The sequence below is a fragment of the Flavobacterium sp. LM4 genome (genome assembly GCF_002017935.1).
GTDB lineage: Bacteria > Bacteroidota > Bacteroidia > Flavobacteriales > Flavobacteriaceae > Flavobacterium > Flavobacterium chungangense.
In genome coordinates this window covers 1,382,838-1,402,501 of record NZ_MUFW01000001.1, presented here as the reverse complement: position 1 = coordinate 1,402,501, position 19,664 = coordinate 1,382,838, and the positions used below count along the sequence as shown (strand labels likewise).

The window sequence follows — 19,664 nt, the reverse complement described above, 5'->3', positions numbered from 1 at the left end:
AATAAAGTAATCGCAGCTGTTTTTAACCTATTATGATAGAAAATAAATTTTTAATTTTTGAAATGATTCAATGATTTCTCAATAATAGCAAGGCATTGTTTAATTTGATCTTCGGTAATAACCAAAGGCGGAGCCAGACGAATTTTGTTTCCGTGAGTTGGTTTTGCCAATAATCCGTTATCTCTGAATTTCAGGCAGATTTCCCAAGCCAAATCTGATTCTTCATCACAATTAATTACGATGGCGTTAAGTAAACCTTTACCGCGAACCAGTGTAATCAAATCGTTACGTTCAGCAATTTCGTTTAATCCTTTTCTTAAAATGATTCCTAAACGTTCTGCATTTTCAGCCAGTTTTTCGTCTTTTACCACTTCAAGAGCCGCAATTGCAACAGCTGCCGCAACCGGATTTCCTCCAAAAGTAGATCCGTGTTGTCCGGGTTTTATTACATTCATTATTTCGTTATTTGCTAAAACCGCCGAAACAGGATAAACACCTCCTGAAATTGCCTTTCCTAAAATCAAAATATCAGGCTGCACGTCTTCGTGATGAACCGCTAAAAGTTTCCCTGTACGTGCAATTCCGGTTTGAACTTCATCTGCAATAAACAATACATTATGTTTTTCGCAAAGTGCTTTTGCTTTCGCTAAATAACCTTCAGACGGAACATATACTCCGGCTTCTCCCTGAATTGGTTCCACCAGAAAACCGGCTATATTTTTTGATGATTCCAGTACTTTTTCCAAAGCCTCCAGATTGTCATATTCAATTTTTATAAAGCCTTCTGTAAAAGGACCGAAACTCTTACGGGCACTTTCATCATTCGAAAACGAAATGATGGTTGTGGTTCTTCCGTGAAAATTATTCTCACAAACAATAATCTGGGCAAGATTTTCATGGATTCCTTTTACTTCATAAGCCCACTTTCTGCACAATTTCAAAGCTGTCTCTACTGCTTCTGCACCCGTGTTCATTGGAAGAACCTTATCAAAACCAAAATAATTGGTTACATATTCTTCGTAATTCCCTAATTTATCATTGTAAAAAGCACGGGAAGTCAAAGTCAGCTTTTGCGCCTGCTCTACCATTGCTCCAACAATTTTAGGATGGCAATGTCCTTGGTTTACGGCAGAATAAGCCGAAAGGAAATCATAATATTTCTTTCCGTCCACATCCCAGACATAGACACCTTCTCCCCTGTCTAAAACTACAGGAAGCGGATGATAATTATGAGCTCCGTATTTGTTTTCTTTCTCTATTAAAACTTCTGATTTAGACGAAAGAATTTGTTTTGTCTGTTCCATGATTTTCAGTTTTTTATCTTTTTCAAAATTAATTATATTATTTTATTTTACAATAAAAATCAATACTTTTGACTTAAATAAAGCAATTAAAAGTCAATATTAAAAAAAAAGCCAAAATAAAAGTCAATATTAATTTTAAACAATATAAAAATGGACTCATTAGACCAATTTGACATCAAAATTATCAAGGAACTGGAAAAAGATGGGAGAATGGCTTTTTCTACAATCGCAGCAAATTTGAAAATCTCAAATACAATGGTACATCAGCGAGTGAATCGCTTAACAGAGCAAGGTATCATTTCAGGGATCAAACCTTCGGTTAACGAAAAAAAAATTGGCTACGACTGGGCTTCCTTTACCGGAATTACGCTCAATAAAGATTCGGATTCAGAAAGAATTATTGAGGCTTTAAAAGCCATTCCGGAAATTACGGAGTGTTATTATGTTACAGGTTCCTTTACCCTTTACATAAAAATCATAGCCAAAAACCACGAACACATGCGAAATGTTCTTTACGAAAAAATAGACCGAATTTCCGGGATTGCCAAAACCGATTCTATTGTAGAATTGGGTTGCGCTTTTAAAAGAAATATTACACTTTAAAACTTTACAAATAATCTATAAACTTATAATTTTCAATATTTTAAATTCTTTGCTAAAACCTCAAAAGAAAAAGCTTTTGAGGTTTTTTTGTACGATTATATTTCAGATATTTGTTATAAATTATAAAAAATCATGAAAAAATCAGCCTTATTTATTTTAGTTATTTTCTTATTTTTCAGCATTATGAACGCCCAATTAAAAGCCGTAAAATACAACGACGGAGATCAGGTTTTAAATGGATTATCCATAAAAGCTGCCAAAAAAAGCAGTCAAAATCCAGGTATTTTGCTTTTGCCAGCCTGGCTTGGAATTGACAATGCCTCAAAAGAAATAGCCGAAAACTTATCAAAACTGGGCTACACGGTTTTCATAGCTGATATTTATGGAGAAGGAAATTATCCAACAAACACTTCAGAAGCAGGTAAGCAGGCCGGATACTACAAAAAAAATTATGAAGCGTATCAAAAACGTATTCAGTTAGCGTTAGATCAATTAATCAAATCCGGTGCAAATGCCGATAATATTGTTGCTATTGGGTATTGTTTTGGCGGAACCGGGGTTTTAGAAGCTGGCCGCGGACATCTGAATGTAAAAGGTGTCGTTTCTTTTCATGGCGGTTTAGGCAAAGATGCTGCAAGACCTTCTGAAACTATCACAACTAAAGTCTTAGCCTGTCATGGTGCTGATGATCCATTTGTTTCAAAGGAAGAAATAGCTGCTTTTCAGCAGGAAATGCGTGATACGAAAGCTGACTGGCAAATGATTTATTATGCAAATTCGGTACACTCATTCACAAACCCGGAAGCCGGAAACGACAACTCAAAAGGAGCTGCCTACAATGCTGTTGCTGCAAAACGTTCTTTTGAACATTTAAAGCTTTTTCTAAACGAGGTACTTAAAAAGTAACCAAATTAATTAACCAAAACTAAACCCAAACCAATGTCCCATAATAAAATCAGAGAAGATAAAACCTGCCTCAACTGCCGCCACGTAGTAGAGCAGAAATTTTGTCCCAATTGCGGACAAGAGAATTCAGACAGCAGAAAAACATTTCATCACTTGTTTGTCCACTTTTTTGAAGATCTTACACATTATGAAAATGCTTTTTGGAAAACGATACGAAATCTGCTTTTTAAGCCGGCAACTTTAACCAAAGAATATCTTTCGGGAAAAAGACTTTCCTATTTGGCTCCGGTTCGTTTATATATTTTCATAAGTTTCATTACGTTCTTATTAATTGCTATGCTTCCAGTTAAAGTCAACGAAAATAATAAAAGCGAAAAGGAAATAAATAAGGAAATCGCAAAAACTACACAAGAATTGAATATTAAAAAAGAAGACAATAAATACTTCCATTTCTCAAACATGAAGAAAATTGATTCTATTCAGAAACATGGAAAAGAAGAAGACAAACTTAATGCTACCAGCTACTGGTTCGCTGAAAAAGCAATACATATTAGTGAGAAATACACCAAAAAAGAAATTTTTATAAAATTTACAGAATCTTTCTTTCACAACCTTCCTAAAATTTTATTTATTATCATGCCATTTTTTGCTTTTTTCTTATGGCTTTTTCACAATAAAAAAAAATGTTATTATTTTGATCACGGCATTTTTACACTTCACTATTTTTCATTTTTATTATTAATTTTCCTTGTAATGTTTATCATTGACCGTGTTGTCGGACTTTTTGGTGAAGATAGTCCACTGAATGTTATTTCCACAATTACCAGCATTGTTGGAACAATCTGGATGTGTTATTATTTTTATCCAGCTCATCATCGCTTTTATGGCGAATCAAGAATAGTTTCTTTTGTTAAAAGTGTATTGTTATTCATTATAAACTCTCTTTTTATTCTATTTTTACTAACTGTTTATGTTCTCTATACATTCATCAATATACATTAAAAACTAATAATGAAAAAAATTGCATTTCTATTATTAATTGTTTCTGCATTTTCGTGTAAAAACACCCAGAATATTACCTCCAAAGACAATTCAGATCCTTCTAAATACATTGGAAAAATTTCGGAAAAAGATTTAAAAACAATGCTTTATACTGTTGCTTCTGATGAAATGGAAGGCCGTGAAACCGGTTCGAAGGGACAAAAGAAAGCAGGGCTTTACATGATAGAGCAATACAAAAAAAATGGAATCCCTTTTCCAAAAGGTGCTACAGATTATTACCAGCACATTCCGGCATCTTATTTGAATGCCAGACGCAATGAAAACTTACAGGATTCAGAAAACATCTGGGCATACATTGAAGGCTCTGAAAAACCAGATGAGATATTGGTACTCTCAGCTCATTACGATCATGTGGGTATTCAAAACGGTGAAGTTTATAATGGTGCTGATGATGATGGTTCCGGAACGGTAGCTTTATTGGAAATGGCGAAAGCTTTTGCAAAAGCCAAAAAAGAAGGACATGGACCAAAACGTTCTATTTTATTCCTGCATGTAACTGGCGAAGAGCACGGCCTGCACGGTTCTCGCTATTATTCTGAACATCCTTTGTTTCCAATTGCCAGCACAATTGCCGACATTAATATTGATATGATTGGTCGTCGTGATGTTGAACACGCCAAAACAAACAATTATGTGTATGTTATTGGAGCGAACAGATTATCATCTGATTTACATAATGCTGTAGTGTCACAAAATGAAAAATACATCAAAATAGATTTAGATTTTAAATTCAACGATCCAAAAGACCCAAATCACTTTTATGAGCGTTCTGACCATTATAACTTTGCCAAACATGGTATTCCGGCGGTTTTCTTCTTTAATGGCGTTCACGAAGATTACCATGGTAAAGACGACATAGCAGAAAAAATCGAATACGATGCTTTAACTAAAAGAACAAAATTAGCTTTCGTCGTTGCCTGGGAACTGGCCAATAGAGAAAACAGACCGGTTGTGGATAAGAGATAGTTAAAAAAAAGATTCTAAGAAACTGAGATGCTAAGGTTTCTAAGTTTTTCCCTTAGGAATGATTACAAAAAAGATGAGTAAAACTCATCTTTTTTTGTTTTATATTTTTTATTCCAATTACTCAAATGCTAAAAAAACTTAGAAACTTAGCATCTCAGAACCTCAGTAACTTTATCAATCATTCATCGAAATCAAAAACTCTTCGTTATTTCTGGTTTTCTTGAAACGGTCGTTTACAAAATCCATAGATTCTACCGGATTCATATCTGACAGATATTTACGCATAATCCACATTCTCTGTAATGTTTTCTCGTCTAATAATAAATCGTCGCGACGCGTACTTGATGATGTAAGATCGATGGCTGGGAAAATACGTTTGTTGGCAATTTTACGATCCAGTTGAAGTTCCATATTACCGGTACCTTTAAATTCTTCAAAGATAACCTCATCCATTTTAGAACCGGTTTCTGTCAATGCTGTCGCGATGATACTCAACGAACCGCCGTTTTCAACATTTCTTGCTGCTCCGAAGAAACGTTTTGGTTTTTGAAGCGCATTGGCATCAACACCTCCACTTAATACTTTTCCGGACGCTGGCTGAACAGTATTATAAGCTCTCGCCAAACGTGTAATCGAATCAAGAAGAATCACGACATCATGTCCGCATTCTACCAGACGCTTAGCTTTTTCAAGTACGATATTGGCAATTTTTACGTGTTCCTGTGGTTCTCTGTCAAAAGTAGAAGCGATAACTTCTCCACGTACACTTCTTTGCATATCTGTAACCTCCTCCGGACGCTCATCAATCAAAAGAACGATTAGATAAACTTCAGGATGATTCGCAGCAATCGCATTGGCAATGTCTTTTAACAACATTGTTTTACCCGTTTTTGGCTGTGCGACTATCATACCACGCTGCCCTTTTCCAATTGGAGAAAATAAATCGATAATTCGGGTTGATATAGAACTGCCTTTTTCGGCTAATTTAAATTTTTCTGAAGGGAAAACCGGTGTCAGGTGTTCAAACGAAACTCTGTCGCGAACTACCTGCGGATCGTGACCATTAATTTTAAGAACACGAACCAAAGGGAAAAATTTCTCGCCTTCTTTTGGAGGACGAACAACTCCCTTTACGGTATCTCCCGTTTTAAGACCAAATAATCTGATTTGCGAAGTTGACAAATAAATATCATCAGGAGAGGCTAGATAATTATAATCTGACGAACGTAAGAATCCATATCCGTCGGGCATCATTTCAAGAACACCTTCACTTTCTATAATTCCGTCAAATTCAAAGTCTGAATCCCTGAAGTTATTATTCTTTTTGTTTTTATGATTTGGATTTTGGTTTCCGTTATTTCCATTACCATTCCCGTTTTGATTTGGATTCTGATTTTGGTTCGGATTTTGTTTTTTATTCTGATTAGGATTAATCTTTTTAATCGGAGCAGTTCCTTCAGCTTTTTCAGCTTCGGGAGTTGAAGTCTGAACAGTTATTTCTGTTTCTTCCGCTTCTTCAGTACTTTCTTCTTTTACTGTTTCTTTCTCTTTCTGCAAAGCAACCTTTTTCTCGTATGCTGATTTATTAAACTTAACGATTTTTGGTTCCTTTTTCTCTACTTCTTTGTTTTCAGCAACTTCCTCAACTTTTGGTTTCGGTTGAATTTTAGTATTTGGTTTTGAAACAGCCTCAGGTTGTATCTCCTCACGTGGTTCTTCCACTTTATCAAACTCTAAAACAGGAGCATTTCTGCTGGATGCTGCCTTTTTAACAGGGGCAATTCTTGCTCTCTTTGGTTTTTCATCAACTATTTCTGCATGTGCAACAGCTGGCACAGGCGGCTCTGAAGTCGTTTCCTGATGCGCTAAAATCTGACTGATCAAAGTATCTTTTTTGACACCATTAAACTTTATAGTTTTAGCTAACTTAGCTATTTCTTGAAGCTCAGAAAGCTTCATTTCTTTTAATGCAGAAATATCAAACATGAATGTTCTATGAATTTAATTATTTTAAAGGAAAATACTGTAATAAAGAATAGGTAGATAATTATTTTGAATTGACCGCAGTATGAAGTGCTTACGGTATTATGATGCAATAATACGAATAAAATTTTATCATACAATAGTATTTATAAAAAAGAAAATATATTTTTGTAAAACAATTTTAGGTCATGATACAACGAATTCAAACCATATATTTACTACTCACCTTTTTGGTAACCGGAGTTTTACTTTTTTTTGTTCCTCTTTGGACAATAAATGGGAAGCCGTTTTATTTTATGCAGGATCAGGTTTATACTGTATTATTAGGCCTAAGTACTATGTTAACCATTATCAGTATTATATCATACAAAAAAAGACAAAATCAGTTTGTTATGGGCAGACTGAACATCATATTAAATTTAATTTTATTAGGATTATTTGTTTACCGTTCACTAAATTTATCTGGAGAAGCAGCTACTGCTTCTGAGAAAGGTATTGGGATGTTTCTTCCTATTGTTGCTATCGTGTTATTAGTTCTAGCTAATAAGGCCATCAAAAAGGACGAAGATCTTGTAAAATCTGTAGACCGTTTGAGATAAACCTATAAACTTAGTTTATTGCGCGAAGAGAACCCGAATTGTATGATTCGGGTTTTTTTGTGTAAAATTCGCTACATTTACTATCAAACAAAGAAAATAAATTTCAGAAATTCGATATTATAAGTAGAATTTTCATAATTTAGCATTTGTTATTTCAATTTATTTATGACACATAAAATAAAAATACACTTAGCTGATGACCATTTAGTACTTATTGATGGATTGACAAATTTATTAAGTACTGTTTCTGAATTCGAAATTGTAGGCTCATCCTCTAACGGGTTGAATATTTTTGATGAAGTAACAGCTAATAATGCGCACATCCTGGTACTGGATCTGAGTATGCCCGAAAAAGACGGTATAGAAGTCTTAAAAGAGTTTCATCAAAAAGGATACCCTTGCAAGGTTATCATTTTATCCAGCTATGATGATTTAAAAATTATCAGGGAGGTAATGAATTTAGGTGCCAGCGGGTATCTTACAAAAAAATGTGCAGGCGAAAATATAATTGAAGCCATTGAAGTGGTTAATCAGGGAGAAGAATATTTTTGCAATTCAGTACGAGAAAAAATCTTCAACACTTTTACAGAAAACAATCCTAAATTAAACAAAACTTTTATCACTCAAAATTCCATTTTAACATCACGTGAATTAGAAATTGTAACTCTAATTTCACTTGAATACAGCGGAAAGGAAATTAGTGAACAATTGTTTATCAGCACCAATACTGTAGAAACACATCGTAAAAACATCATGAAAAAGCTACAGACAAAAAATACTATTGGACTGGTTAAATATGCTATCAAAAATAATTTAATTAAGTCTTAAATTATTTCTTAATCATACAATCCTTCACTTTTCAAGGTATAACAAAATCAAAAACATTCATCAGAACACAGTTAATTTTATAGATTAAAATAAAAATCAGTTTATTATTCAGAAAGCAATTCACTAAATTATTTGGTAACTTGATTTTAAAATTTATAAACAGTATTTTTATCCCCTAATTTTTTAATATGTTGGTTTTTCGCAATTTTATAACTGCCTTCCTGATATTACTTTTTTGTATTCCTGTTACAAGCCAAAAAAAGAGTTTTACAAAAATTGAACTACTAAAACTTTATAACGAAGCTACTAGCAACCTTCATAAAGAAAATTACGAAAAATCGTTAATACAAGCCAGATTACTTTTAAATCATTCACTTCTATCACATGATAACAATTTAATTGGAAAAGCGTATAATATAATTGCCGCTAATTTTGACGGGATATCCGAACCTGAAAAAGCCTTGTTTTATTATCAAAAAAGCCTAATATATGCAGAAAAATCTAATGATTTAGAACTTCAAAACTGGCTTTACAATAATATTGGTAATATTTATTGCTTTGACAAAAAGAAATATGAAAAAGGAGTTTCTTATTACATACGATCATTATACTACAGCAGGGCAATTAAGGATTCCTCACAGGTTTTTTTTACCAAACTTAATATTGCCTGGGCTTATTTTGACATCGGGCGCTTCGCTCAGGGATATCCTTATCTAAATTACATCAATAAGTACAAGAATAAATACGGCATGAAAACAACTATTGCCGTTACTGATATGCTTAATGCGATGTATTATTCTTATAAAAAAGATAATCTAAAAGCGGATTACTATTTTAAAAAAGGGATAAAGAATGCCATAAAATATGATGAAAAAACCGACTTATCTTTTATACATCAGGAATATTCAAAATTTTTATTCAAAAATAAAAATTTTGAAACTGCCTACAAAAATCTAAGTTCTTATCAGCGAATAACTGAAGAAATCAGTCTTGAAGAAAAAGCCAGAAAAGCAAAAATTGCAGGAATTAATCTTGAAATCGATGAATATAAACGTGAAATTGACAAGATGGGGATTGAAAGCAAAAAAAGAGAAAAATTATTCCATTCTGAAAGCGCCCGTAAAAACAAGATGACAACTATCATCTTATCCTTGTTTCTAATCAGTCTTATATTATTTTACTTTTTTTATCAAAATACAAAACTTAAACAAAAAAACAGAATTAAGGATATTCAGAATAAAATACATCAAAATATAATCAATGCCAGTATCGACGGACAAGAAAACGAACGAAAAAAGATTGCTTTGTTTTTACATGACACCATTAGTGCTTCTTTATCATCGGCAGGAATGCACTTAAATGTTTTTTTATCCCAACACAACGGCCTTCCTCCTGAAATTACTAAAACAAAATTAATTTTAGACGAAACACATGATAAAGTCAGAGACCTTTCACATGATCTTATCCCTACATTATTGGCACGTTTTGGATTATTATATGCTCTTGATGATTTATGTGAAAAATACTCAAATTCAACTTTACATTTTGAATACCTCAATACTATCCCAATAAAGAAAAGATATACTGAAAAATTCGAAACAAGACTCTATTTTATCATTTCAGAACTTTTAAATAACATCATAAAACACAGTGAGGCCAGTAAAGCTAAGGTTTCATTGATTGAGAATAATAATGAAATGATTATTGAAATTACTGATAACGGAAAAGGATTTGATATTAACAAATTTAATTTTGTTGAAGGATTTGGTCTTAATCAAATTAAAGCAAGGATAAATAATTTGAATGGCCAATTTGATGTAAAATCAAAAATCAATGAAGGAACTTCTGTTATGATTAATGTTCCTGTAAATGCTTAAACGAATCTCTTTTCCGGTTCATATATTGTTGAAATGGCAAAAAACTGAATTCATATTTTTACACATTCTTAAAAACTAAAAAAAAAATACTTTTCGACCTGAGTTCGATTATTCAATAACTTGTTATTTATTATATATCCTGTAAGGATTTTTGAACCTTGTAGTTATGAATACTGATGATAAGATACCTGCAAGATCTTTTTTGAGACCTTGCAGGAACATTAACTGATATAATTTTAGACATCAACTTTTCCTCCTTTATCAATTTTTGTTTCCTCTTCATTTTCTTCTTCTGTATTCTTTTTTTCCTCAGCATCTTCATCTGCAAAAAGAAAAATTATTTCTTCTGACTTGAAGGAATCACTTACTTCGTCTACTTCTAAAAATCTCTTTGACATAATTTTTGGTTTAAATTTAGTTAATACTTCTGAATCATTTTTTTTAAGTTTAAAAACACCTTGAATCAAAACCTTCTATAACAAATATAATATTAAATAGTTACACAAAAACAACTTTTTTTTAGTAAGAATAAATTTATTATTACATTTGAACAAATGTTAAAAAAATGCACTTCAAACTATCATAAATGTATATTACCCGAATTATTTCATTGATTATTATACTAATTTGTTTCAGTACCAGCACTTATTCTCAAGATAAACAGCTATCCAAAGATGGTATTGAAAACTTATTAAACGATGCTACCCAAAATTTTAAGCTTAAAAACTACGAGAAGTCTTTGACAAAATCGAGAAGTGCATTAAAGTATGCCATCAAAATCAATGATAATAATTTAATAGGACGAAGTTACAATTTAATAGGAGCGAATTTTGATGATTTATTCATGCTTGATAAAGCATTAGGATTTTACGTTAAAGCGTTATATTATATTAATAAAACAGACAACAATATATATAAAGCTAAGATTAACAATAATCTGGCGAATATTTATTTTTTCGACAGAAAACAATACAGCAAAGGTATATACCATTATGAAAAAGCTCTTGAGCACAGCAATATTTCATCTGACACATCTGTAATTTATTTTAGAAAACTTAATATTACCTGGGCCTACTTTGAGATTAATAATTTTAACAGGGGATTTCAATATTTAAAATTCCTAAATCAATTTAAACAATATGGGAATGAATCTACAGAGGTTACGTTAAACATGCTAAACGGAGTATATAATGATCATATAAATGATACTGTAAAAGCAAATTCATACTTTTTAAAAGGGATTGAATCAGGCAATAAGAATCATGAAAAATTTGATTTATCCATAACACATAAAAAATATGCTGCTTTTTTGTTTAAAAACAAAAACTACAAAAAAGCTTATGAAAACATATTAGAGTTTAATCGTCTTACCAATGAAATTACTGATTTAGCAAAACAGAAAAAAACAAAATTGATTGGGGTCAACCTTGAATTAGACGAATTTAAACGAGAAGTTGATAAAATAGAAACAGAATACAAAAACAAACAAAAATTATTGCAGGAAGAACAGTCCCGTCATAAAAAAATTTTCACCATAATTGTTGTTTTATTTCTTATTATAACGGTTCTTTTTTACTTTTTTTATCAATATACAAAACTGAAACAAAAAAACAGGATAAAAAATATCCAAAATAAAATACACCAAAATATAATTAATGCCAGTATAGACGGACAGGAAAGTGAACGTAAAAAAATTGCCTTGTTTTTGCACGACACCATCAGTGCCTCCTTATCATCAGCAGGAATGCACTTAAATGTGTTTTTATCCCAAAATGGCGTTGTCCCTGATGAAATCATAAAAACTAAGTTTATCCTGGACGAAACACATGACAAGGTAAGGGACCTATCCCATGATCTCCTGCCTACACTTTTGGTTCGTTTCGGTTTGTTATATGCCTTGGACGATTTATGTGAAAAATACTCAAATTCGAATTTGCACTTTGAATACCTTAATACTATTTCAAACAAAAAAAGATATACCGAAACTTTTGAAACGAGACTTTATTTTATCATTTCAGAACTTCTCAATAATATTATCAAACATAGTGATGCTACTAGGGCTGAAGTTTCGTTATCGGAAAAACCTAATGAATTAGTTATTAAAATTACTGATAACGGAAAAGGTTTTGATATTAAGGATTTTAATTTTGTTGAAGGATTTGGCCTTAATCAGATAAAAGCCAGAATAAACAATCTGAATGGGCATTTTAATGTAAAATCAAAAATAAACGAAGGGACCTCTATTAAAATAACGATTCCCATTAATTAGTAATAAAAACTAGTGTTTTGAGTTAAACTCTCTTATCAATCTCTATAATTTCAAGATCTTTTATTTTGTCTCCTTCAATTACAAAACGCAGCATCGTTCTTACCTGATGAAAACCACTTTTTCCAGCTGCTCCCGGATTCATGTGTAACAGATTATTTTTTTTGTCAAACATTACTTTTAAAATATGCGAATGCCCGCAAATGAATAATTTGGGAGGATTGTTTTGCATTTCTTCCTTAATAGCAGGATTATATTTTCCGGGATATCCTCCTATGTGCGTAATCCAAACCGAAACTTCTTCGCAGAGAAAACGATTGTGGAGCGGAAATTCTAACCGTGCCTGTGCATCATCGATATTACCATAAACGCAGCGCAGCGGTTTTATTTTTTTTATGGTATCTGTAACATGCAAATCACCAATATCTCCCGCATGCCATACTTCATCGGCTTGGGCGACATATTTTAAAATAGTATCATCAATATGACTGTGCGTATCGGAAAGAAGGAGGATTTTTTTCATTCTGAGAAACTAAGATTCTGGGGTACTAAGATACTGAGATTTTCAATACTATGTTATTCAACAAAAAAATCCGATTGCTTTTACAATCGGATTTTTATATTTATAGGACGATTCAATTAGGCTTACTGCTTTACATCTCTACATTATATCCTAAAATAAATTATTGCTTTTTAGGACTTTGGCTTTTTAACGTCTTTCAGATCTTTCGTGTCTTTAGTATCCATCATTTCCATTAGTTTCAAACCCAATAAACCGCTGATAGAACCATCAGATCCTCCGCTTCCGGAAATTAATACGTCCGGAATTACTTTGATGTTTCCTTTACCAATTTCTTCGGTCACTTTATAACGGGTAAAGTTATCTCCACCCATTGCACTCACCTGAAGCTGATACGCTTCAGCTGTTGATTTTCCAATTGCCATAATCTTTTCGGCTTCAGCTAAACCTGTTTTTGAGATTCTTTCGGCTTCTGCACTGGCATTTAGTTTAGTTGCTTCGGCCTGTGCTCCTGCTCTGGCTTTTGTAGCCTCGGCTTCAGCATTTGCACGCATTTTTGTAGCTTCGGCTTCAGCGTTTACATTCAGTTTCAAACTGGTTGCATCCCCTTCTGCTTTTTTCACGGTTGCATCGGCAGTTCTTTGTGCGATTTCGACACTCTGAGAAGCACGAACAATCTCTTTCTGCATATCTGCAATCGCAGTTTCTTTTTCCATACCCTGACGCTGTTCCTGTGCCATTTTTTGGGTTTGATACGTCTTTTGTTCTTCTTCGGCTAGTTTTCTATCCGTCAAAGTCTTCATCAACGAATCTGGCGGAACTATGTCTCCAATTAAGGTATCAACTGCATTTACGTTATATTCATCAAGTACTAATTTTATATGGTTTTTAGCAGATTCCTGACGCTCTTTTCTGGTTGTCAGGAACGAAATCACATCGCTGTCCTGAGCCGAATTTCTAAAATAGTTACCAATAGTAGGCTCCAGAACCTGAGAAACCAGATTATTCATGCTTCCAAAACGCGCAATTACTTTTGGTGCTTCAGCTGCAGGAACGTGGATAATTTGTGCTACATCCAGATTAAAAGGGAAACCGTCTTTTGAACGAACCGTAATTGTAGAAAGATTTTTGTCTAAATCATGCGATTCGCTTCGTGCGTTTGCCCAGTTTAGAACCAAATTTGTTGTCGGAACCGGCTCCAGCTTTGTGGTATATTTATTCAAGGCATATTTTCCCGGTCCAAAAGGTTCCATCCAGACACCTCGCTGCCCTTTTGAAACAATATTTCCGTGTTTGAAAGTGTCCCCGGTAACATCCTGACCATCTTCACCAATATATGAAATCACTACACCAACATAACCAATCGGCACATCAGTCATTGGGTTTTGCTCAATTAAAATTCCCCAGGTATTGATGTAATAAGAACCTGCCAGCATAACCTGAGGCTGTAAACCACGATTTCCGCCATGTTCAAGAAACTTATCAAAATCCTGAAAGTTATTATGTCCTTCGACAAATTTACCCGCAATCTGCCCTTGCGGGATCGGCTCTCCATCAAGTGCCGTTACGATACCAATCATGTTTTCGTAAATCTTGATTTGATCTGCAATTACAATTTCGAACAGGAAAGTATTAATACGATATGACCCTGTGGTAATAAAAGCCGTCTGACGCCCTTTTTGACCTCCATTGTTCAGGAAAGCTGTAGCATCCTGAAAATTGTCACTTTCTACTTTTCTGGCCAGGATTCGTCCGGTTGGAATTTCCTTTCCGTCTTTACTTAAAACCAATCCGATTTTACCTTCCGGAATAAGTGTAAATCCGGTCATATCGATTGAATATTGCCAGATCCACATTCCCCAGTACAAACCCGGAGCCAATGTTTGTGCCTGATAACCCGCTTCGCCTTTTGTGGCAATTATACGGCCATCCGGCAATGATTTGTCTGCACCAAACAGAACGAATTTTTTGGTCACTAAACCAATTCTGTCTTCTGGAACGATAACCATTCCGAAGAAAACACGCAAAATAAATTTGTAAAAAACAATGGCAAATAAAATTAAAATTATCCACCAGTAAGAAGTAATTTCATTCATGATTATTAGTTATTTAGACTACAAACATAACAGAAATATTTCCTGTTAAAATTAAAAAATTTTAAAATTAACATTTGGCGTTTTATGCTTAAAAATGTTAAAAAATGGTTTTAATTATATCGTTGGAATTGTCAATTTCTGACACGATTTTTAGCCAAACAAACTATGATTTGCATTTTAGGTTTTAAAGGATTTTAACAAAGTTTATGAGATTCTAAAATACTATGGCTATCCATTTTTGTTTTTGGATTTGATTCTGATTGATATTAATCTATTTTTTCATTTATATCAAAATATTATACCTATATAAGTGTGATTTTCTAATCTGGGGTTAGACACACTACTGTACTCCTCTACAAAATAAACGAGACGAAAAACCTTTGCATCTCTGAACCTTTGCATCTTTGTCCTCTAAAAAGAAAAAACCTTTGTACCTTTGCACCTCAGAACCTCTACCTTAAAATGAGATATTTTATTCAATTTGCTTATAACGGCACCCATTATCATGGATGGCAGTTTCAGCCCAATGCCCCTTCAGTACAGGAAACTTTAAACAAAGGGCTTTCTGTTTTACTGAATTCTACAATAAATGTAATGGGCGCCGGAAGAACAGATACGGGAGTTCATGCTTCTGAAATGTATGGCCATTTTGATTTTGAAAATCCTATTGAAGTTCCGCTTTTGGTGCACAAACTCAATTCGTATTTACCCAAGGATATTGCAATTTTTGACATTATATTGCTGCATGATGATGCGCATTGCCGATTTGATGCCACTAAAAGAACCTACGAATATCATATCAATACGGTTAAAAATCCATTTTTAGAAGGATTAAGCTGGTATGTAAATCAGAAACTGGATGTGGATTTAATGAATGAGGCTGCACAGATTTTACTGAAACATACCGATTTTCAGTGTTTTTCGAAAGTAAATACCGATGTTAACACATTTGATTGCACGGTTTTTGAAGCGTACTGGAAGCAGGAAAAAAGCAAACTGGTTTTTACCATTTCGGCGAATCGGTTTTTACGAAATATGGTTCGGGCGATTGTCGGAACTTTAATTAATATAGGTTTACATAAAATTACACTGGCAGATTTTGAAAATATCATTGCCAGCAAAAGCAGAGAAAAAGCCGGTTTTTCAGTTCCGGCACATGGATTATATTTAACTGATATTTATTACGACTATATATAGCTTTAAGCTGTAGGCTTTAGGCAATAAGCTTCAACTTTATGCCTAAAGCCTAAAACTTAAAGCCTAAAGCTTAAAAATAAATGAAAGCAAAAGCATTTGATACCGGATTATTCAAACGGATTTTAAAATATACCAAACCTTATAAATGGCGTTATTACGGCGTTATTATTTTTGCGGTTTCGCTGTCGGTTTTTGCGGCGCTTCGCCCCTATTTACTGAAACAAACTGTAGATGGCTATATCAAAACGCATGATAAGCAGGGCTTGCTTCTATACATAATTTTAATGGGTGCTGTACTTTTGATGGAGGTTTTTTCACAGTTTTATTTTGTTTTTTGGGCTAATTGGCTGGGACAGGATATTGTAAAAGATATTCGAAATAAGCTTTTCAAACACATTTTAAGCTTTAGAATGAAATATTTTGATTTGGTCCCTGTGGGTCAACTGGTTACCAGATCTGTTTCGGATATTGAATCAATTGCGCGTATTTTCAGTCAGGGATTATTTATGATTATAAGTGATTTGATGAAAATGCTTGTTGTACTGATTTTTATGTTTTATATGAACTGGAAACTTACTTGGATTGTTGTGGTTGCTATGCCGATTCTGGTGTATGTTACCCGAATTTTTCAGCGTAAAATGCAAGTAGCTTTTGAGGAAGTAAGAACGCAGATTGCCAACATGAATTCATTTGTTCAGGAACGTGTAACGGGAATGAAAATCGTTCAGCTATTTAACCGGGAGAAAATTGAAGCGGAAAATTTCAGAGCTATAAATGACAAACACAGAGTTGCGTGGATTAAAACAATCTTGTACAACTCAATCTTCTTTCCGATTGCCGATATTATTTCGTCGATTGCTTTAGGTCTCGTTGTGGTTTTTGGGGGTTTTAAAATTTTAAACGGAGATCATTTTACCACTTTTGGAGATTTATTTTCTTATACCATGTTTATAGGTATGCTTTTTAATCCGTTACGTCAGATTGCGGATAAATTCAATGAGATGCAATTAGGAATGATTGCTGCCAATCGTGTTTTTGATATTATCGATACGCAGGATCATATTCAGGACACAGGAACTTTGGAAGCTCCTATTTTTGAAGGCAGTATTGAATTTAAGAAAGTTCGTTTTAGCTATATTCCGGAAGAAGAAGTTATAAAAGGTATTGATTTGTCTGTAGCTTCCGGACAAACTGTTGCCATTGTAGGATCGACCGGAGCCGGAAAATCAACTATAATAAATCTGTTGAATCGCTTTTACGAAATTAATAGCGGAACGATTTTTATTGATGGGGAAAATATTGAAAATTATACCTTGGCATCTTTACGTAAACAAATTGCTGTGGTTTTGCAGGATGTATTTTTGTTTGCTGATACTATCTATAATAATATTACTTTGCATAATCCGGAAATTACCCGTGAGCAGGTTCTGGATGCTGCCAAAAAAATTGGCGTTCACGATTTTATTATGAGCCTGCCGGATAATTATGATTTTGATGTAAAGGAACGCGGTGTAATGCTTTCATCCGGACAAAGGCAGCTAATTGCGTTTTTGCGTTCGTATGTGAGTAACCCGAGTATTTTGATTTTGGATGAAGCTACCTCTTCAATCGACACCTATTCTGAAGAATTGATTCAGCGCGCTACAGAAACCATTACCAAAGGCCGGACTTCTATTGTTATTGCCCACCGTCTGGCAACTATTGTTAATGCAGATAAAATTGTTGTTATGGACAAAGGGATGATTGTAGAACAAGGCACACATCAGGAGTTATTAACTAAAGCTAATGGTTATTATAAAAACCTGTACGACTCGCAATTTTCGGTTGCAAATTAGAACACTCCTATATATACTTCTTTTGAAATTTAAATTAAAAAAAATAACATCCAGACGTGCTTTCGTAATTTACTTAGTCGTCTCTATTCTTATTACGGTCTCTTCTGTGTATATATTGAGTAATTTGATTACTGATCTTACCGAAAAAGCAAATGAAGAGACAGCGCAGCGTAACTTCCTTAAAAAACAGGAATTCTTTTCGCAGGAGTTTTCAAAACTGCTGGAGCAGGAAAACCGAATAAAGCGTGTTTTAAAAATTAGTAATCCGGAGAATTTATCTTCTAACTTAAAGGTTTTATCCTCGGTACAGACGACCAATTCTTTGATAGTGAATAACTGGTTTCAGATTAACAATGAAAAAATTCAGCTCGCAACTGATTCTATTTCTGATACTGAAAAAAAAGATGTCGAAAACTTTATCCTTAACAACAAAAACACTCATCATATTAATACTGTTTTTCTGCAGGGAAAAGAATGGGTTTGGAGAATTTATTTTAAACTCACTTCCAAGAACAAAGTAGTTCGTTATGGTTGTGATATCAATTTAAAAAAACTTCACGATTATTTTTCTAAAATAGACAAGTCCAGGTCGGCAACAAATTATGCTTTCATTTTTGATAAATCAGGAAGATGTATTTATCACCCGGAATCTAACTTTATAGGAAAAAATATTTATGAGATTTCTTCTACCAGATCAATTGACACCATTTTTAATAAAAAGCAGGATTTTGTAAAAAGAGTTACGATGTCTGAATATTTAGGACTGCATGTTATACGATTTACAAAAAAACTAGATCTTAAAAATTCAAATTGGTTTATATGCGTTAATTTTCCAAAAAATGTTATTGACGAAAATGTGACGCTGATAAAAAAATATTCGACTTGGATTTATTCGATTACAACTGTAATGCTTTTGCTAATATTTTATTTATTCTCTTATGCCAACAGACGTGCCTACAGGGAAAAAGGAATCGCCATTAAAGAAAAAAACAGACTGCTTGTTGAGAACGAAAAAATTGTAAAAGAAAAAGCTCTGATCCAGCTTCAGCAATTAAAGGAGCAGATCAATCCGCATTTTTTGTTTAATTCGCTCAATTCATTATATATGCTAATGGTAAGCGATGTTAAAACCGCGCAGAAATTCACCCTGAATTTATCCCGCATTTACCGCTACTTAATTGACCCTCCTGCCAAAAACATAGTAAGGTTAAAAGATGAATTATTATTTATCGAAAAATATATCTTTTTACAGCAAACCCGTTTTAAAGAAGAATTGTTTTTTTCTATAAAAATTGAAGACGAACCGGCTTTGGAAAAATTTATTCCGTATCTGGCTTTTCAGGTAGTGGTCGAAAACGCTATTAAGCATAATATGGCAACACAGGAAAATCCTTTGACTACACATATTTTAATTCAGAAAGATCAGGTTATTATTAGTAACAATCTTCAAAAAAAGGTTCACAGTGAACCCAGCGCTAATTTTGGCTTAAAATACCTGTCGAGTGTCTATACATTTTATTCCAGAACCAATTTTGAAACCTCAGAAAAAGACGGCAATTTCGTATGTATTCTGCCATTAATATCCATTCACTCCGAAAAATAAGCCATTCACTCCCTTTCCT

At 33.4% G+C, this 19,664-nt stretch carries 16 protein-coding genes; 11 read left to right on the top strand and 5 right to left on the bottom strand.

Annotation, left to right across the window (positions count from 1 at the left end; genetic code table 11):
* Positions 1–50: 50 nt before the first annotated feature.
* A complete protein-coding gene (rocD, locus tag BXU10_RS06340) occupies positions 51–1,304 on the bottom strand; it encodes an ornithine--oxo-acid transaminase (protein WP_078226628.1) in 1,254 nt (417 codons plus the stop codon).
* A 150-nt stretch (positions 1,305–1,454) separates the two neighbouring features.
* Between rocD and BXU10_RS06335 the strand changes: the two genes are divergently transcribed.
* The 4 genes from BXU10_RS06335 to BXU10_RS06320 all read left to right on the top strand — a co-directional run bounded on the left by BXU10_RS06335 (position 1,455) and on the right by BXU10_RS06320 (position 4,841).
* Complete coding sequence (locus BXU10_RS06335) at positions 1,455–1,907, top strand: Lrp/AsnC family transcriptional regulator (RefSeq protein ID WP_078226627.1); 453 nt, start codon at positions 1,455–1,457, stop codon at positions 1,905–1,907.
* A gap of 132 nt (positions 1,908–2,039) precedes the next feature.
* Entirely contained in the window at positions 2,040–2,813 is a 774-nt protein-coding gene (locus tag BXU10_RS06330) for a dienelactone hydrolase family protein (protein ID WP_078226626.1), read from the top strand.
* A gap of 33 nt (positions 2,814–2,846) precedes the next feature.
* Positions 2,847–3,815, top strand: coding sequence for a DUF3667 domain-containing protein (locus BXU10_RS06325; protein WP_078226625.1), 969 nt, complete (start codon positions 2,847–2,849; stop codon positions 3,813–3,815).
* Positions 3,816–3,824: 9 nt separating this feature from the next.
* Positions 3,825–4,841 (top strand): M28 family peptidase, encoded by a 1,017-nt coding sequence (locus BXU10_RS06320; protein WP_078226624.1) that lies wholly within the window; start codon positions 3,825–3,827, stop codon positions 4,839–4,841.
* A gap of 174 nt (positions 4,842–5,015) precedes the next feature.
* Here BXU10_RS06320 and rho read toward each other — a convergent pair whose 3' ends face one another.
* The gene (rho, locus tag BXU10_RS06315; protein ID WP_078226623.1) at positions 5,016–6,827 is read right to left on the bottom strand and encodes a transcription termination factor Rho; all 1,812 of its coding nucleotides are present in this window, start codon (positions 6,825–6,827) and stop codon (positions 5,016–5,018) included.
* A gap of 185 nt (positions 6,828–7,012) precedes the next feature.
* On the opposite strand from rho, the gene BXU10_RS06310 reads away from it, so the two are divergent.
* From BXU10_RS06310 to BXU10_RS06300, 3 genes are all read left to right on the top strand, one after another.
* Positions 7,013–7,423, top strand: a complete 411-nt coding sequence (locus tag BXU10_RS06310) for a DUF4293 domain-containing protein (RefSeq protein WP_031455752.1) — start codon at positions 7,013–7,015, stop codon at positions 7,421–7,423.
* Positions 7,424–7,588: 165 nt separating this feature from the next.
* Entirely contained in the window at positions 7,589–8,251 is a 663-nt protein-coding gene (locus BXU10_RS06305; protein WP_031455751.1) for a response regulator transcription factor, read from the top strand.
* A gap of 188 nt (positions 8,252–8,439) precedes the next feature.
* Positions 8,440–10,128, top strand: coding sequence for an ATP-binding protein (locus BXU10_RS06300; RefSeq protein ID WP_078226622.1), 1,689 nt, complete (start codon positions 8,440–8,442; stop codon positions 10,126–10,128).
* 236 nt (positions 10,129–10,364) lie between these two features.
* On the opposite strand, the gene BXU10_RS24965 is transcribed toward BXU10_RS06300, so the two are convergent.
* A complete protein-coding gene (locus BXU10_RS24965; RefSeq protein WP_180909304.1) occupies positions 10,365–10,526 on the bottom strand; it encodes a hypothetical protein in 162 nt (53 codons plus the stop codon).
* 188 nt (positions 10,527–10,714) lie between these two features.
* On the opposite strand from BXU10_RS24965, the gene BXU10_RS06290 reads away from it, so the two are divergent.
* The gene (locus BXU10_RS06290) at positions 10,715–12,397 is read left to right on the top strand and encodes an ATP-binding protein (RefSeq protein WP_078226620.1); all 1,683 of its coding nucleotides are present in this window, start codon (positions 10,715–10,717) and stop codon (positions 12,395–12,397) included.
* Between the two features lie 22 nt (positions 12,398–12,419).
* Here BXU10_RS06290 and BXU10_RS06285 read toward each other — a convergent pair whose 3' ends face one another.
* Positions 12,420–12,917 (bottom strand): metallophosphoesterase, encoded by a 498-nt coding sequence (locus BXU10_RS06285; protein ID WP_031455748.1) that lies wholly within the window; start codon positions 12,915–12,917, stop codon positions 12,420–12,422.
* 170 nt (positions 12,918–13,087) lie between these two features.
* A complete protein-coding gene (locus BXU10_RS06280; RefSeq protein WP_078226619.1) occupies positions 13,088–15,010 on the bottom strand; it encodes an SPFH domain-containing protein in 1,923 nt (640 codons plus the stop codon).
* A gap of 462 nt (positions 15,011–15,472) precedes the next feature.
* On the opposite strand from BXU10_RS06280, the gene truA reads away from it, so the two are divergent.
* The 3 genes from truA to BXU10_RS06265 all read left to right on the top strand — a co-directional run bounded on the left by truA (position 15,473) and on the right by BXU10_RS06265 (position 19,645).
* Positions 15,473–16,207: a tRNA pseudouridine(38-40) synthase TruA gene (gene truA, locus BXU10_RS06275; protein WP_078226618.1), complete on the top strand. Its 735-nt coding sequence runs from the start codon at positions 15,473–15,475 to the stop codon at positions 16,205–16,207.
* Between the two features lie 80 nt (positions 16,208–16,287).
* Positions 16,288–18,042, top strand: coding sequence for an ABC transporter ATP-binding protein (locus BXU10_RS06270; protein ID WP_078226617.1), 1,755 nt, complete (start codon positions 16,288–16,290; stop codon positions 18,040–18,042).
* 22 nt (positions 18,043–18,064) lie between these two features.
* Positions 18,065–19,645 carry a histidine kinase gene (locus BXU10_RS06265; protein ID WP_078226616.1) on the top strand — a complete coding sequence of 527 codons (1,581 nt, stop codon included), beginning with the start codon at positions 18,065–18,067 and terminating at the stop codon, positions 19,643–19,645.
* Positions 19,646–19,664 lie beyond the last annotated feature (19 nt).